16 protein-coding genes are annotated in these 16,458 nt (G+C 61.6%); 11 read left to right on the forward strand and 5 right to left on the reverse strand.

The features are described from left to right. The coding region (locus KHO33_RS40695) for a hypothetical protein (RefSeq protein WP_211629306.1) at positions 1–225 on the forward strand (225 nt) is incomplete at its 5' end. 51 nt (positions 226–276) lie between these two features. Here KHO33_RS40695 and KHO33_RS40700 read toward each other — a convergent pair. Both KHO33_RS40700 and KHO33_RS40705 read right to left on the reverse strand, forming a co-directional pair. Further along, positions 277–1,545 (reverse strand): SGNH/GDSL hydrolase family protein, encoded by a 1,269-nt coding sequence (locus KHO33_RS40700; RefSeq protein WP_200568377.1) that lies wholly within the window; start codon positions 1,543–1,545, stop codon positions 277–279. 321 nt (positions 1,546–1,866) lie between these two features. Continuing rightward, entirely contained in the window at positions 1,867–3,492 is a 1,626-nt protein-coding gene (locus KHO33_RS40705) for an NAD(P)/FAD-dependent oxidoreductase (RefSeq protein WP_200568376.1), read from the reverse strand. Between the two features lie 216 nt (positions 3,493–3,708). Here KHO33_RS40705 and paaA point away from each other — a divergent pair, with 216 nt between their 5' ends. From paaA to KHO33_RS40745, 8 genes are all read left to right on the forward strand, one after another. Next, entirely contained in the window at positions 3,709–4,707 is a 999-nt protein-coding gene (paaA, locus tag KHO33_RS40710; protein ID WP_054043221.1) for a 1,2-phenylacetyl-CoA epoxidase subunit PaaA, read from the forward strand. Between the two features lie 39 nt (positions 4,708–4,746). After that, entirely contained in the window at positions 4,747–5,031 is a 285-nt protein-coding gene (gene paaB / locus KHO33_RS40715; RefSeq protein WP_007179854.1) for a 1,2-phenylacetyl-CoA epoxidase subunit PaaB, read from the forward strand. Between the two features lie 8 nt (positions 5,032–5,039). Continuing rightward, positions 5,040–5,843 carry a 1,2-phenylacetyl-CoA epoxidase subunit PaaC gene (paaC, locus tag KHO33_RS40720; RefSeq protein WP_200568375.1) on the forward strand — a complete coding sequence of 268 codons (804 nt, stop codon included), beginning with the start codon at positions 5,040–5,042 and terminating at the stop codon, positions 5,841–5,843. 43 nt (positions 5,844–5,886) lie between these two features. Then, on the forward strand, positions 5,887–6,429 hold the full coding sequence (paaD, locus tag KHO33_RS40725) for a 1,2-phenylacetyl-CoA epoxidase subunit PaaD (protein WP_097390596.1): 543 nt from the start codon (positions 5,887–5,889) through the stop codon (positions 6,427–6,429). 1 nt (position 6,430) lies between these two features. After that, positions 6,431–7,519 carry a 1,2-phenylacetyl-CoA epoxidase subunit PaaE gene (gene paaE / locus KHO33_RS40730; RefSeq protein WP_054043228.1) on the forward strand — a complete coding sequence of 363 codons (1,089 nt, stop codon included), beginning with the start codon at positions 6,431–6,433 and terminating at the stop codon, positions 7,517–7,519. Between the two features lie 154 nt (positions 7,520–7,673). Next, a complete protein-coding gene (locus KHO33_RS40735) occupies positions 7,674–8,486 on the forward strand; it encodes a DUF1835 domain-containing protein (RefSeq protein WP_200568374.1) in 813 nt (270 codons plus the stop codon). Positions 8,487–8,500: 14 nt separating this feature from the next. Then, positions 8,501–9,109 (forward strand): TetR/AcrR family transcriptional regulator, encoded by a 609-nt coding sequence (locus tag KHO33_RS40740; RefSeq protein ID WP_054043232.1) that lies wholly within the window; start codon positions 8,501–8,503, stop codon positions 9,107–9,109. A 242-nt stretch (positions 9,110–9,351) separates the two neighbouring features. Continuing rightward, positions 9,352–10,020 (forward strand): GNAT family N-acetyltransferase, encoded by a 669-nt coding sequence (locus KHO33_RS40745; RefSeq protein ID WP_054043234.1) that lies wholly within the window; start codon positions 9,352–9,354, stop codon positions 10,018–10,020. A gap of 82 nt (positions 10,021–10,102) precedes the next feature. Here the strand turns inward: KHO33_RS40745 and KHO33_RS40750 are convergent, their stop codons facing one another. Then, on the reverse strand, positions 10,103–10,600 hold the full coding sequence (locus KHO33_RS40750; protein WP_054043236.1) for an Lrp/AsnC family transcriptional regulator: 498 nt from the start codon (positions 10,598–10,600) through the stop codon (positions 10,103–10,105). 158 nt (positions 10,601–10,758) lie between these two features. On the opposite strand from KHO33_RS40750, the gene hppD reads away from it, so the two are divergent. Further along, positions 10,759–11,856, forward strand: coding sequence for a 4-hydroxyphenylpyruvate dioxygenase (gene hppD, locus KHO33_RS40755; RefSeq protein ID WP_200568373.1), 1,098 nt, complete (start codon positions 10,759–10,761; stop codon positions 11,854–11,856). 145 nt (positions 11,857–12,001) lie between these two features. Here hppD and KHO33_RS40760 read toward each other — a convergent pair whose 3' ends face one another. Further along, positions 12,002–12,208, reverse strand: a complete 207-nt coding sequence (locus tag KHO33_RS40760; protein WP_093641101.1) for a hypothetical protein — start codon at positions 12,206–12,208, stop codon at positions 12,002–12,004. A gap of 349 nt (positions 12,209–12,557) precedes the next feature. Here KHO33_RS40760 and KHO33_RS40765 point away from each other — a divergent pair, with 349 nt between their 5' ends. Continuing rightward, on the forward strand, positions 12,558–16,157 hold the full coding sequence (locus tag KHO33_RS40765; RefSeq protein ID WP_200568372.1) for an indolepyruvate ferredoxin oxidoreductase family protein: 3,600 nt from the start codon (positions 12,558–12,560) through the stop codon (positions 16,155–16,157). Between the two features lie 53 nt (positions 16,158–16,210). Here KHO33_RS40765 and KHO33_RS40770 read toward each other — a convergent pair. Next, positions 16,211–16,458 (reverse strand): hypothetical protein (locus KHO33_RS40770; RefSeq protein WP_211629307.1); only part of this gene is annotated, 248 nt, incomplete at its 5' end.

Below are 16,458 nucleotides of genomic sequence, written 5' to 3' on the forward strand. Positions count from 1 at the left end.
ATTTTTAAAGATCGAGTCCGCTTTCACTACCGAACCGCTGCCCACTTCAACTACCCGGCACCGCTTCGTTCTGCGTCGCTGCATCAGCAGCAGAGAAACGAGATTATGAAGGCTCTTTTTCGCTTTGTCAACAACATTTTTCCGCTTTCGCTTAAAACCTTGTTGACGCTACGGCCGCTGGTTTCCGCCGCGGCCCTCGTTCACAAACGAGGAGGCGAACTATAGGCGAACATCAGTCATGTGACAAGGGTTTGACGAAAATCTTTTTTTGGCGACTCACTTCCGGGTTGAATTCACTACAGCAGCTACCGGGACCGCTTCAGCCATTGCGGCGTACCCCGCGTCGCTGGGATGGATATGGTCACCACTGTCAAAGGCGCGCTGCAGACGACTCGGTTGCGCCGGGTCGCGTAGCGCAGCGTCGAAATCGGCAACACCGTCGAAAGCATGGCTGCTTCGAATCCACTGGTTGACCGCAAGCCGGATAGTCTCCCGCGGCGCCGGCAGCGATGCCGGCGTCAACGTTGCGCCGAACACCTTCACGCCCCGGTGCCGTGCGTCCGCAATCACGCGCTGGTAGCCGGCGATCAGGTCGGCGGCTGTCACCGAGGTGTGCGGAAAATCGCAGTCGAGTCCACTACGCGCCGGCATCTCCGCGAAGTTGATGTCGTTGATTCCGATCAGCAGAATCGCCGTCTTGACGCCCGGGCGCTCCAGCACGTCCCGGTCGAAACGCCGGACAAGCGCATCACCGTAACAGGGCGAGTCGCTCAACAAGCGATTGCCGCTGATGCCAAGATTGACGATCGCCGTCGAGTGGTCGCCAGTGCTGACGAACCGGCGAGCCAGCGCGTCCGGCCAGCGCCGGTTCTGATTCAGGCTCGAGCGCATACCGTCGGTGATCGAGTCGCCGATCGCGGCGACAGCGGCCGATGACGGCGCATCCACCGACAAACCCGTGACCCAGACATATTGCGTGAACCGGCCACGAAACGAGTCAGCGGAAGTATCTGCAGTGTGATTACCCGGTGCGGAGACGTAATTCAGCTGATTCGAGACCCGATGCCACGCCACGATCCGTTGTTCCGGCCCCATGAACGCACTGATCGCGTAAGGTGCGCCCTCGGCGATATCGATTGCGACCGGGTCGCTGTCCAACTCGGCGCCCGGCGGTACGCTCACCGAGCTCTTGCCGCCGAACGTCACGCGCGCCTCCCCACTGCCCAGCGCCGCCGCGCCGCCGGCCGAGCGCGCAATGCGCAACTCGTCGATGACGAGCGCCGTCTTGCCGTACTCGTTGCTGAGATGGACTCGTGCGGTTTTACCGGACAGCGTCGGATAGACGATCTGGCGAACCGTTCGCCCTGCTACTTCGGGGGCGCGATATAGGGGCGGCAAATCCGATCGTTGGGGAATGGGTTGCAACGCCGTCGCCCATGCGGTGACCCAGTGCGTCGGGGCATCGGCGGCAAAAACAGTCGGGGAAACGGTGAATTGGCAAAGCAGCGCCGCGCTACATGCGGCAGCCAGAGTGCGAATGGTCATTCGGGTGGTCAGTTCGAGGCGAAAAGTGCATTGTGCCCGATCGCCATCGCTGTCGCGGCGGACCGCGCGACCGCCATCGTGCGATCACCCGCGCCTGGTCGCAGGGCCGCGGCGCCGAACGTACCGCGAGCGGCGGTATGGGTATTTGGCGAACCGCGCACAACCGTACGTATTCAGCTCGCCCTGCACTAGAGAGCCCTCAGCGGGCCTCACAGCGCGATTTCCACGAGACAGTCATTCCGCATGACGATGCATAGCGCTTCGCCCACATGAACCCGCCACCGCCTCAGACATTCGGTGCGCGCGCAGACCCATCACTCATCAAGCCGCCGCCGGCACCCCAACCATCTTCAACGCAAGCGCTTCGGCCACTTCAATTCCGTCGATGGCCGCCGAGTAGATCCCGCCGGCATACCCCGCGCCCTCGCCGGCCGGATACAAGCCCTCGACGTTCATGCTTTGATAGTCATCCCGGCGCCGCACACGAATCGGCGACGACGTTCTCGTCTCGACGCCCGTCAACACCGCGTCATGCATGGCAAAACCGGCAATTTTCTTGTCCATCTGCGGCAATGCTTCGCGGATCGCTTCGATCACGTAATCCGGCAGCGCCGTGCTGAGATCCGTGGGATGCACGCCCGGTTTGTAGGACGGCACCACCGAACCCAGCGACGTGGATGGCCGCCCGGCAATAAAGTCACCGACCAGCTGGCCCGGCGCCATATAGTTGCCACCGCCCAGCTCGAACGCCCGCTCTTCCCATTTGCGCTGGAACGCAATGCCGGCGAGCGGACCGCCCGGATAGTCCTCCGGCGTGATACCGACAACAATCCCAGCGTTGGCATTACGCTCGGCCCGTGAGTACTGGCTCATGCCGTTGGTGACCACGCGGCCCGGCTCGGAAGTCGCCGCCACCACCGTGCCGCCAGGACACATACAGAAGCTATAAACCGCGCGCCCATTGCTGCAATGGTGCACGACCTTATAGTCGGCAGCGCCCAGTTGCTTGTGACCCGCGAACTTGCCGAAACGGCTGCGATCGATCAAGCCTTGCGGATGTTCGATCCGGAAACCGAGAGAAAACGGCTTCGCTTCGATATAGACGCCGCGGTCGCTCAGCATCTGGAAGGTATCGCGTGCGCTATGGCCGACCGCCAGCACCACGTGGTCGCAGCGCAAATGCTCGCCCGTCGACAGCTTGAGCCCGCGCACCTTGCCCTGATCGATCTCGATATCGTCGACCCGCGTCTCGAAACGCACTTCGCCGCCCAGCTCGTGAATGGTCGCGCGCATCTTTTCGACCATGCTGACGAGACGGAACGTGCCGATATGGGGCCGGCTCAGATAAAGAATGTCCTCCGGCGCACCCGCACGGACGAATTCGTCGAGCACCTTACGGCCGTAGTGCTTCGGATCCTTGATCTGACTGTAAAGCTTGCCGTCCGAGAATGTGCCTGCGCCGCCTTCACCGAACTGCACATTCGATTCAGGATTGAGCACCGACTTGCGCCACAGCCCGAAAGTGTCCTTGGTCCGCTCGCGCACGGCCTTGCCGCGCTCGAGAATGATCGGACGAAAGCCCATCTGGGCGAGGATCAGCCCGGCAAACAGGCCGCACGGCCCCATGCCGATCACGACGGGGCGCGGGGAGGTCATCTCTGCCGGCGCCTTGGCGACAAAACGGTACGTCATGTCCGGCGTCACAGCACAGTGGGGCACGTCGGCGAGCCGCTTGAGCGCAGCCGCTTCATCCTTCACCTCGACGTCGACGATGTAAGTGAGCTTGATGTCGGTGCGCTTGCGGGCGTCGTGCGCGCGGCGGAACACGGTGTATCGGATGAGCCCGTCCTCGCCCACGCCGAGTTCAGCGAGGCGCGCGCGGACGGCGGCTTCGAGAACGCTCTCGGGGTGATCGAGCGGGAGTTTAATTTCGCTTAGACGTAACATGAGTACCGGGGGATGCATGAAGGCCGCAAATCGCGGCCAATTCGCAATTTTATAGGTTATGTGTCGGCGCGGGGCGGCGACGCTCGCGAAACACCTTGGCGACGATCCCAAGGTGTCCCTATCGAAAACGACCTGTCGTCTCAAAAAATTTATTAACCGACCGGTCGGTTGGTTTATACTGCGCACACACAGACAACTTCCGCTGAGAGCGTCCCCATGTACACGCAATCCCTGGATATCCCCGGCAATGTCGCCCCGCTCGACGCGGCAGCGAGTTCGCCCGAGCAGTCGCAATTCGACGCGGTCATGGCCGCCGACGGCAAGATCGAAGCGCAGGACTGGATGCCTGAGGCCTACCGCAAGACGCTGGTGCGGCAGATCTCGCAGCACGCGCATTCTGAGATCGTCGGCATGCTGCCGGAAGGCAACTGGATCTCCCGCGCACCCAGCCTGAAGCGCAAGGCGATCCTGCTGGCCAAAGTGCAGGACGAAGCCGGCCACGGCCTCTATCTATATAGCGCGGCCGAAACGCTCGGCGTGTCGCGCGATCAGTTGATCGCCGCGTTGCACGCGGGCAAAGCCAAATATTCGAGCATCTTCAACTACCCGACGCCCACGTGGGCGGACGTCGGCGTGATCGGCTGGCTGGTGGACGGCGCGGCGATCATGAATCAGATTCCGCTGTGCCGCTGCACTTACGGCCCTTACGCCCGCGCGATGATCCGCATCTGCAAGGAAGAGTCGTTCCACCAGCGCCAGGGCTTCGACGCGCTGATGTCGATGATGAGCGGCACCGAAGCGCAACGCGAGATGGTCCAGCAAGCCGTGAACCGCTGGTGGTGGCCGGTGCTGATGATGTTCGGCCCGAGCGACAAAGACTCGATTCACAGCAACCAGTCGTCGAAATGGGGCATCAAGCGCATCTCGAACGACGATCTGCGCCAGAAATTCGTCGACGCCACCGTCGACCAGGCCAAGGTGCTAGGCGTCACGCTGCCGGACCCGGACCTGAAGTGGAACGAAGCACGCGGCCAGCACGACTACGGCGACATCGACTGGGAAGAGTTCTGGCGTGTCGTGAATGGCGACGGCCCGTGCAACCGCGAACGCCTCGCGACCCGCGTCAAAGCACACGACGACGGCGCCTGGGTGCGCGAAGCCGCCCTCGCTCACGCCGAAAAGCAGCGCCAGCGCGCGCAACAGCAAGCTGCCTAACGGCGGCGACAAGCCAGACAAAGTATCAGGAGATCAGCAATGAACAAGGAATGGCCGATTTGGGAAGTCTTCGTGCGCAGCAAGCAGGGACTCGACCATAAACACTGCGGCAGCCTGCATGCCGCCGACGCGCCGATGGCGCTGCGCATGGCGCGCGACGTCTACACGCGCCGCCAGGAAGGCGTGAGCATCTGGGTGGTGCCGTCGTCGGCGATCACGGCGTCCGCGCCGGAAGACAAGGCGGAGTTGTTCGAACCGGCTGGCGACAAGATTTACCGCCACCCGACGTTCTACACGCTCCCCGACGAAGTCAACCACATGTAAGCGCGGCCATGACCATCACGCCCCAACATCTGCAGTACGTGCTGCGCCTCGCGGACACCGCGCTGATCCTAGGTCAGCGCAATGCCGAGTGGTGCGGTCACGGCCCGATCCTCGAAGAGGACATCGCGCTGTCGAACATGAGTCTGGATCTGATCGGCCAGGCGCGCCTGCTGTACACGCACGCCGCCTCGCTGGAACAGCAGCTCACAGGCAAAAGCCGCACGGAAGACGACTACGCATACTTCCGCGCGGAACGTGAGTTCGCCAACTACACGCTGGCCGAGTTGCCGCATTACGGCCCGCTCGCCGGCACTGCGCAAGCCAAGAAGGACTACGCGGTTACGATCGTGCGCAATTTCCTGTATTCGACGCTGATGGCGCATCTGTGGACTGTCCTCACTACGTCGAAGGATGAACAGCTTGCTGCGATCGCCTCGAAGTCGATCAAGGAAACCAGCTATCACGTGCACCACGCGAGCGAATGGCTGATTCGTTTCGGCGACGGCACGGAAGAGTCGCATCGCCGCGCGCAAGCCGCACTCGACTATCTGCTGCCGTACACCCGCGAGTTTTTTAGCGCGGACGCCGTCGAGGAAGCCATCGCCGCCGCCGGCATCGGGCCGCTGACGTCGGACCTCGAGGCAGCATGGCTCGAAGACGTCCAGACCACGCTCGACCAGGCCACGCTCAAGCTCCCCGAAGCGGTCAAGCACATCACGGCCGGCAAGCATGGCGAGCACTCGGAGCACATGGGCTTCGTGCTGGCCGAAATGCAAAGCCTCGCGCGCCAGCATCCTGGCGCCACCTGGTAAGCACGCACCCGAGCGCTCAATCAAAACCCAACGGAACTTCACGATGACGACCTCGACTGCCATGCCCACCGCCGACGCTACGCTCGAGCGCGCGTGGGCCGTGCTCGAAACGGTGCCTGATCCGGAGATCCCGGTGGTATCGATTCGTGAACTCGGCATTCTGCGCGACGTGCGCCGCGCCGCCGACGGCACGCTCGAAGTCGTCATTACGCCGACCTATTCCGGTTGCCCGGCGATGTCGCAGATCGCCGAAGACGTCGCCCACGCGCTCGATGTGGCTGAACTGAAGCCGTATCGGATTGCCACTGTGCTGGCGCCAGCCTGGACCACCGACTGGATGACCGCCGACGCGCGCGAAAAATTGCGCGCCTACGGCATCGCGCCGCCCACGGGCAATTGCGGTTCAGCCGCGCCGTCGCAGGAAAAAGTGCTGCGTTTCATGCCGCGCGCGCTGCCGGCGCCGTCGTGCCCCCGTTGCGGCTCGGCGCATACAGAGCGACTCGCGCAATTTGGCTCGACGGCCTGCAAGGCCCTGTATCGCTGCATCGACTGCCGCGAACCCTTCGACTACTTCAAACCATACTGATATGGCTACCCCGCAATTTCATCCGCTGCGTATCCGCGAAGTGCGGCCCGAAACCGCCGACGCGGTCTCGGTCGCCTTCGAAGTCCCTGTCGAACTGCGCGACCACTATCGCTTCACGCAGGGCCAGTTCGTCACGCTGAAAACGCACATCGACGGCGAGGAAACGCGCCGTTCGTATTCGATCTGCGTCGGCGTCACCGATTACGATCGCGACGGCGAACTGCGCATCGGCATCAAGCGCGTGCGCGGCGGACGTTTCTCGAACTTCGCGTTCGACACGCTGCAACCCGGCCACACCATCGACGTAATGACGCCGGACGGCCGCTTCTTCACGCATCTCAATGCCGACCAGGGCCAGCAGTACATTGCGTTCTCCGGCGGCTCGGGCATCACCCCGGTGCTCGCGATCATCAAGACCACGCTGGAAATCGAGCCGCGCAGCACCTTCACACTGGTGTACGGCAACCGCAGCGTCGACCAGATCATGTTCGCGGAAGAGCTCGAAGACCTGAAGAACCGCTTCATGAACCGCTTCGTGCTCTATCACGTGCTGTCGGACGACCTGCAGGACGTCGAGCTGTTCAATGGCGTGCTCGACCAGGAGAAGTGCGCCGCCTTCATCGACAACCTGCTGCCTGCCGATGCCATCGACGAAGCCTTCATCTGCGGTCCCGGCCCGATGATGGACGCGGCCGAGGCCGCGCTGAAAGCCGCGGGCGTGCCTTCGGAAAAAGTGCATGTGGAGCGCTTCGGTTCGCCGCTGCCGCAAGCGGGCGTGCCGCCGGTCGAAATCACCGACGACACCCCGGCCGCCGACCTCGAAATCGTCCTCGACGGGAAAAGGCGCAAGCTGCGTCTGCCGTATCAGGGCGTGAGCGTGCTCGACGTCGGCCTGCGTGCCGGCCTCGCGCTGCCGTATGCGTGCAAGGGCGGCGTCTGCTGCACCTGCCGCGCGAAGGTGCTCGAAGGCGAAGTAAAGATGGAAAAGAACTACACCCTGGAAGAACACGAAATCCGCGACGGTTACGTGCTGACCTGCCAATGCCATCCGATCAGCGATCGCGTGGTGGTGAGTTACGACGAGCGTTGAGTCGAGCGCGGCGGGTGGCCATGCGACGCCCGCAACGCTTTCAGCAGGTCCGCGATGCGCTTACACTAGGGGCCGCTCGCGATCGGACATCTGTCCCGATCGATGAGCGGCCCCTTTCGTCATTTGCGTTTTTTGCCAGCCCAAGCCACTGCCGATGAGCACCATCCACCTCACCAACGGCGATGTCGCCGCCGAATCACTGCGCGCCGCGCTAGCCGAGGCGGGCCGCGACGATCGCGTGCACGCACTGCGCGACGATCTGGCGGTTGGTCCGCTGCGCGGCATCGACGACGGACCCGACGTGCGAGCAGAGTTCTGGGATCGTGTCAGCGCGGACACGAGGCGCGATTTTCTTCGCGAATTCCGCGAGCAGGCGGCAGCGCTGGAGAACATCGCGCGGGGCGACGCGAATCTGGTGGTCTGGCACGGCGAAAGCGCGGCCGATCAATTGATGCTGCGCCGCGTGTGCTACCACCTGCGCAACAGCCCGCAACGGCTGAATGAAGTACGCCTGTCGATTCGCGACCTCACCGATCCGGGCGCCTGGGCGCATAGCCGCAAAGATCGCGCGACGTCCGTCGGCATGTTCGCGCCGACTGTCCTGCAAGGGCGTCTGGACGACGCGGCGCCGATTTCGGTTCTGCGCATCAGCCGGCTCGCGCTCGAATGGCAGGAAGCCAAACACGCAAACGGCGAGACGCGCCGCTGGCGCGACAACACCTTCACGAGCGGCAACTTCGCCGACCTGGACGCGTTGATTCTCGAGCACGTCACGGGCGACTGGCAACCCGCCGCGCGCATTGCCGCGGAACTGATGACCGCTGAACTCTTTTATCTGGTGAGCGACAGCATCGTGCTGTGGCGCTTCCGCGAACTGGCCGCAACCCGTCGCATCAAGCTGCGTGGCGACGCAAGCGCATGGCGCACGCTGGAACTGTCTGCGGCGCTTGCCCCCTGTCCACACTAATAAAATAGACGACCATGGCCCGCACCCGAGCCCCCGACCACGAAACCCAACGCGACCAGATTCTCGAACTCGCCGCGGAGAAATTCGCCCAGACCAGCTACCCGAGCACCTCGATGGCCGATCTCGCGGCCGCGAGCGGCACCTCGAAAGCGCGCCTGTACCACTATTACGCGAGCAAGGAAGCGATCCTGTTCGATCTGCTGGACCGCTACACGAAGCGGCTGATGCTGATCATCGCGGAGGTGGAAGGCGCGAGCCAACGCCGCGGGCTATCCGAGCGGGACACTTTCGCCGAACTGATCCGGGCGTTCCTATCCGAATACGAGACGTCGCACAGCCGGCACGTCGCGCTCCTGAACGACGTGAAGTACCTGGTTGATACCCAGCGCGAGGTCATCCTGAACCGCCAGCGCGACGTTGTCGCGGCATTTGCGCGGCAACTGGCGCGCGCCTATCCGGAACGCGCCACACGCGAAAACCAGACCGCCCTCACGATGATGGTGTTCGGCATGATCAACTGGACGTTCACCTGGCTCAAGCCCGACGGCCGGATGGGCTACCGGGAATTCGCCGAGCAGGTGGTCGATATGGTGGATCACGGACTGAATTCTGCCCAAGGCTGATTGCGCACGGCAACATTGTTCAGAGGAAATAATTGCCACGAGTTGCCTAAGCGCGACAACTTGCCACGAACGCTCGTTCAATTTAATTTTCCTTAATAATCAATACATTAAAAATAGGGCGCTAACTTTCTAGACATTGCCCTCAGTTTTTGATACGGGTTTTCCCTAGTGCGAGATCGGCATATCCGCTAAAATCGTTTTTGCGGTGCACCATGCCGCTCGATTAAAAGGAGAACCCGACCATGAACATGATTACACCCCGCGCCGCTGAGCCGATCGTCGCGCACGATCGCCCATTGCAGCCAGGCGGTCGTGCGCCTGCTCTGGTCCGTGAGCTCACCGCCATCGATCGCGAACGGCTGCTGACCCACTTCCTCGCACTCGGCGAAGACGACCGCCTTCTGCGCTTCGGCCAGATCGTGCCGAACCACGTCATTGAGAACTACGTCCGCGCGATCGACTTCACGCGCGACACGGTCTTCGGCGTGTTCGATAGTCAGTTGCAACTCACCGGCGTCGGCCACCTTGCGTATCTGCCGGCCGACGGCGACAAACGCACCGCTGAGTTCGGCGTGTCGGTGCTGGAAAGCGTCCGCGGGCAAGGTATTGGCTCGAAGCTCTTCGAGCGCGCCGCCATCCGCAGCCGCAACACGCATGTCACCACGCTTTACATGCATTGCCTGTCGCGCAATTCGACGATGATGCACATCGCGAAGAAGGCCGGCATGAAGATCGAGTACGCGTACGGCGAGGCAGATGCCTATCTGACGCTGTCGCCGGCGGATCAAACGAGCATCATCGCTGAAATGCTGCAGGAGCAAGCCGCCGTGTTCGACTACGCGCTCAAGCGCCAAGCACGTCAGGCGTCGAAGTTGTTCGAATCGTTTATGCCGGCAGCAGAGGCCGCTTAACCGGTCGGCGCTTCGGCGAAGAACAAAGGGCGGCCTTCTGGCTGCCCTTTTTGTTTGTCCCTCGACTGACCACGGCAGGCGCTCACAAAATCGGCAGCGCCGTCGTCTCCTTGAACTTCTCGAGCGAAAAGCTCGTCTTCACGTCGATCACAGAGGGATGGTGCAGCAACTGGTCCTGCACGAAGCGTGAAAAATGCGCCATATCCTCGACCTGCACACGCAGCAGGTAATCCATGTCGCCCGTCATCGCGTGACATGCGACCACTTCCGGCCACGTCTGCACTGCCGCGCGAAACAGATCGGCATGCGTCGTGTCACCGCGCGGACTGAGTCCCGGACCGCTGCGCTTTTCCAGTCGCACGTTGACGTAGGCGAGCAGATCGAGCCCAAGCTTTTGCGCATCGAGCAATGCGACATAGCCGCGAATCACCCCGCTCTCTTCCAGCCGACGGATACGCCGCAGACATGGGCTCGGCGACAGGTTGATCCGCTCGGCGATCTCCTGGTTCGACAGCCTGCCATTCTCCTGAAGGATCGCCAGAATGCGCCTGTCGATGGCGTCTATCTCTATTTTGGCCATTTTCTGCCGTCCACTTTAGAAATTGAGCTAGAAAATAGCCCAAGCGTATCGGCGCACGATTAAGTTCGCAAGTTTTCGTCGCCAGCCGGCCTTTACACTTGCGTCATTCAGTCGCGCTAACTCGCATATCCCGCGCCGGCGCTCAATGGAGACAGACAATGCAGGTTTCAACTTGGGAAAACCCGGTCGGCACGGACGGCTTCGAATTCATCGAATACACCGCACCGGATCCGAAGGCGCTCGGCAAGCTGTTCGAACAGATGGGCTTCACCGCCGTCGCCCGGCATCGTCACAAAGACGTGACGCTGTATCGCCAGGGCGAAATCAACTTCATCGTCAACGGGGAACAGGATTCGTTCGCCCAACGGTTCACGCGCCTGCATGGCCCGTCGATCTGCGCCATCGCGTTCCGTGTGCAGGACGCAGCGAAGGCTTACCAGCAGGCCCTGGAAAAAGGCGCCTGGGGCTTCGACAATAAGACCGGCCCGATGGAACTGAACATCCCGGCGATCAAGGGTATCGGCGACTCGCTGATCTATTTCGTCGACCGCTGGCGCGGCAAGAACGGTGCTGATCCGGGCACCATCGGCAACATCGATATTTACGACGTCGACTTCGAACCGATTCCGGGCGCGAATCCGAACCCTGTCGGCCACGGTCTGACCTACATCGACCATCTGACGCACAATGTCCATCGCGGCCGCATGCAGGAATGGGCGGAGTTCTATGAGCGTCTGTTCAATTTCCGGGAAGTGCGTTACTTCGACATCGAAGGCAAAGTGACCGGCGTGAAATCGAAGGCAATGACCTCGCCGTGCGGCAAAATCCGCATTCCGATCAATGAGGAAGGGTCAGACGTAGCCGGTCAGATCCAGGAGTATCTGGATCAGTACCACGGCGAAGGCATTCAGCATATTGCGCTGGGCAGCAACGACATCTACCGCACGGTGGACGGTTTGCGCGCGGCAAACATCTCGCTGCTCGATACGATCGACACGTACTATGAACTGGTCGATCGGCGTGTGCCGAATCACGGCGAGCCGCTCGACGAATTGCGTAAGCGCAAGATCCTGATCGACGGCGCACCCGACGACTTGCTGCTGCAGATCTTCACCGAAAACCAGATCGGACCGATCTTCTTCGAGATCATCCAGCGCAAGGGCAATCAGGGATTCGGCGAGGGCAACTTCAAGGCGCTGTTCGAATCGATCGAGCTGGATCAGATCCGCCGTGGCGTAGTCCAGGACAAGGTCTAACGACTAACGACTAACGGTCCACGCAGAATCTGGGAGAGATAAAAAAGGGCGAAGATCTTGCGATCCTCGCCCTTCGTCGTTTGTGCCACTGTCCGAAGCCCGGACAACTGCCAATTTTCAACCGATGCGCCGCTTCAGCGATGCATCACGAATTCTGGTCTTCCTCGTCGGCCTTTGTGGATCGTGCAATGCGCTCCACAGCAATGCGTGCCGGCGCGACCTGCGCCGTGCTGGTGATCGCGTTCGACAGCGTCCCTGCGCTGTTCGAGCCTGTACTCGAGCGCACCGGCGCGCTCATGGCGAAGAATGCGGCCGAAACCATCAGGAAGGTCTGGATGTTTCTAGTGTTCATGCGTACTCCTTTTCTAACTGCCCTGCTGTCCTGAAGCTCCGCCGAATGCGGAGCGTTGCGCAGACATTGCTCGCAGGTGGGGTGTTAGACAGACATTTCAACTGCGGTTCCTCAGATTTGTAGTTTTTACAGCTTGTTACAGGGGGATTGCGCCGCAGGAAGTCGCCCGGCGCGTTCAGCACAAGTCGAGCGCTGCAATGACGCCTTTCTGGCGCGCTGCGGCGGGTTTTCACCAGTGCTACCATCACTTAAAACACGTCAATATGGCGACCCCGGCCCCAAGCGTTCACAAGATGCCGCGGCCAAAAAAAGTTTTGGTGATCCCAAACTGGTTGGAGGAGTACACATAATGAATGCCCCGCTAGACGCAGGTCAGCGAGCCTCGCTCGAAGCCGCGCTATCTTCCGTCACGCTCGACGACAAATACACCCTCGAACGCGGCCGCGCGTACATGAGCGGCATCCAGGCGCTGGTGCGTCTGCCGATGCTGCAGCAGGAACGCGACCGGGCGGCCGGGCTCAATACCGCCGGCTTCATCTCCGGTTATCGCGGATCACCACTCGGCGGACTCGACCAATCCTTGTGGAAAGCGAAGCAGCATCTCGCCGCGCACCAGGTCGTGTTCCAGCCAGGTGTCAACGAAGACCTCGCAGCGACCTCCGTCTGGGGTTCACAACAGGTCAATCTGTACCCGAGCGCCAAGTACGATGGCGTGTTCTCGATGTGGTACGGCAAGGGCCCTGGCGTCGACCGCTCCGGTGACGTCTTCAAGCACGGCAATTCGGCAGGCTCGGCGCAACACGGTGGCGTTCTCGTGCTCGCCGGTGATGACCACGCCGCCAAATCCTCGACACTCGCGCACCAGTCGGAACACATCTTCAAGGCCTGCGGCCTGCCGGTGCTGTTCCCATCGAACGTGCAGGAATATCTGGACTTCGGCCTGCACGGCTGGGCCATGAGCCGTTATTCCGGACTGTGGGTCGCGATGAAGTGCGTGACCGACGTGGTCGAATCGTCGGCTTCGGTCGATATCGATCCGCACGGCACGAAAATCATTCTGCCGGACGACTTCGCCATGCCCGAAGGCGGCCTGAACATCCGCTGGCCGGATCCACCGCTGGTGCAGGAAGCGCGTCTGCTCGATTACAAGTGGTACGCGGCGCTCGCCTATGTGCGCGCGAACAAACTGGACCGCGTCGAAATCGACTCGCCGCATGCGCGCTTCGGCATCATGACCGGCGGCAAGGCATACCTCGACGTGCGTCAGGCGCTGACCGATCTCGGTCTCGATGACGAAACCTGTTCGCGTATCGGTATCCGCCTGTACAAGGTCGGCTGTGTATGGCCGCTCGAGGCGCAAGGTGCGCAAGCCTTCGCACGCGGTCTCGATGAAATTCTGGTGGTGGAAGAAAAGCGCCAGATTCTCGAATACGCAATCAAGGAAGAACTGTACAACTGGCCCGATGCGCAGCGTCCGCGCGTGTTCGGCAAGTTCGACGAGAAGGACGGCGCGGGTGGCGAATGGTCGGTGCCGATGGGCAACTGGCTGCTGCCGGCGCACTACGAACTCTCGCCGGCGATCATCGCCAAGGCGATCGCCACGCGGCTCGACAAGTTCGATCTGCCATCCGACGTGCGTGCGCGCATTGCGACGCGCATCGCCGTGATTGAAGCAAAGGAAAAAGCCTTGGCGCGTCCGCGCGTCGAAGCCGAGCGCAAGCCGTGGTTCTGCTCAGGCTGCCCGCACAACACGTCGACGAACGTGCCGGAAGGTTCGCGTGCGATGGCCGGCATCGGCTGTCACTACATGACCGTGTGGATGGACCGCAGCACCAGCACCTTCAGCCAGATGGGCGGCGAAGGCGTTGCGTGGATCGGCCAGGCGCCGTTCACCAACGATAAACACGTATTCGCCAACCTCGGCGACGGCACCTACTTCCACTCGGGTCTGCTGGCGATTCGCGCGGCGATCGCGTCGAAGGCGAACATCACCTACAAGATTCTCTATAACGACGCAGTCGCGATGACGGGCGGCCAACCGGTCGACGGCGTACTAACCGTGCCGCAGATTACGCATCAACTCGCCGCCGAAGGCGCGACAAAGATCGTGATCGTCACCGACGAACCGGAGAAGTACAACGCGAACGTCGGTCTCGCACCCAGCATCGACATTCACCATCGCGACAAACTCGATGAAGTTCAGCGTCAGCTTCGCGAGATTTCCGGCACCACGATCCTGATCTACGACCAGACCTGCGCGACGGAGAAACGCCGCCGCAGGAAACGCGGCACGTATCCGGATCCGGCGCGCCGTGTCGTGATCAACGAAGCGGTGTGCGAAGGTTGCGGCGATTGCTCGGTAAAGTCGAATTGCTTGTCGGTCGAGCCGCTCGATACCGAGTACGGCACCAAGCGCCAGATCAATCAGTCGACCTGCAACAAGGACTTCTCGTGCGTGAACGGATTCTGCCCGAGCTTCGTATCCGTCGAAGGGGGTCAGTTGCGCAAGCCGAAGGCGGCTTCCGGCATTGTCGGCGACGCGATGCCCCCGGTGCCGGAACCTGAGCTACCGTCGATCGCGCGCCCTTATGGGGTGCTGGTAACGGGCGTCGGCGGCACGGGTGTCGTAACGATCGGCGCCTTGCTCGGCATGGCGGCGCATCTGGAAAACAAGGGCGTCACGGTACTCGACGTCACCGGCCTCGCGCAAAAGGGCGGCGCCGTGATGAGCCACGTGCAGATCGCCCAGAACCCGGGCGACATTCACGCGACTCGCATCGCAATGGGCGAAGCCAGTCTCGTGATCGGCTGCGACGCGATCGTGACCGCCAGCGACGAATGCGTTTCGCGGATGCAGGTGGGCCGTACCCGTGTCGTGCTCAATAGCGCGCACACGCCGACGGCTGAGCTGATCAAGAACCCGAACTGGCGCTTCCCTGGCAGCAGCACCGAAGCGGACGTGCGTGCCGGTGCGGGCGACGACGGCGTCGATATGGTCGATGCGAATCACTTCGCCGTCGCGCTGCTGGGTGACGCGATCTACACGAATCCGTTCGTGCTCGGGTACGCGTGGCAACGCGGCTGGGTACCGCTGACGTATCAATCGCTGATGCGCGCAATCGAGCTGAACAACGTGCAGGTCGAGAAGAACCGTGCGGCATTCGAATGGGGCCGTCGTGCCGCGCACGATCTCGCTTCGGTGCGCACGCTCGCACACTCGCAAGGACGCGGTGCCGCGGCGGAAACGACGAGCAGCAAGATCATCTCGCTGCACACACCGAAGGCGCTCGACACGCTGATCGACAAGCGCGCTGACTATCTTGCCGCGTACCAGGACGCCGCTTATGCGGACCGTTATCGTGCATTGGTGTCGCAAGTGCGCGTGGCGGAATCGGCGCTCGATTCGATCGACGGCCAGTTGCCGTTGACCGAAGCGGTCGCGAAGAATCTGCACAAGCTGATGGCCTACAAGGACGAGTACGAAGTTGCACGGCTCTACAGCGACCCCGCGTTCATCGAAAAACTGAAGGCGAATTTCGAAGGCGACTGGAAGCTGCACATTCACCTCGCGCCGCCGACGTTCTCGAAGAAAGACGCACAAGGTCATCTGGTGAAGAAGAAGTACGGACCTTGGGTGTTCAGTGCCATGCACGTGCTCGCAAAACTCAAGTTCCTGCGTGGGACGGCGCTCGACGCGTTCGGCAAGACGGAAGAGCGTCGCACGGAGCGTGCGCTGATCGTCGAGTACGAGGCACTGGTGCGCGAGCTTATCGGCGGCCTGACCGTGCAAAAGCGTGAGCTGGCGGTCGAACTGGCGAATCTGCCGGACGGCATCCGCGGCTATGGGCACGTGAAGGAAAATAACCTGAAGGGCGTGCGGGTCAAGTGGAATGACTTGCTGACGCGCTGGCGTTCGCCGGAAACGGGGAAGTCGCAACACGCGGCGTGATCTTGCCGGCTTGACCGGCTGACATTGGCCTGAAATGGAAAAGGCGGCTGTCCTCACGGACAGTCGCCTTTTTTTGCCTGTTTCGCCACGTGATGCGTGTGTACAAGAACAAGCGGTACTGCTCCTTCCAACAACACAACAACAACCAACCAAAAACAAACAACTACCAGACAGCTACTACAACTACGAACTGACCTTGCCCCCGAAAAACGAATCTCTTGCTGAGTGTGTAAACTCAAGCAAGGAGAAGAAACGATGACGGTCAAGGCAAAGCGGGCGCAGTACACGCTCGAATTCAAAC

The sequence above is a fragment of the Paraburkholderia nemoris genome (genome assembly GCF_905221015.1).
GTDB classification, from domain to species: domain Bacteria; phylum Pseudomonadota; class Gammaproteobacteria; order Burkholderiales; family Burkholderiaceae; genus Paraburkholderia; species Paraburkholderia nemoris.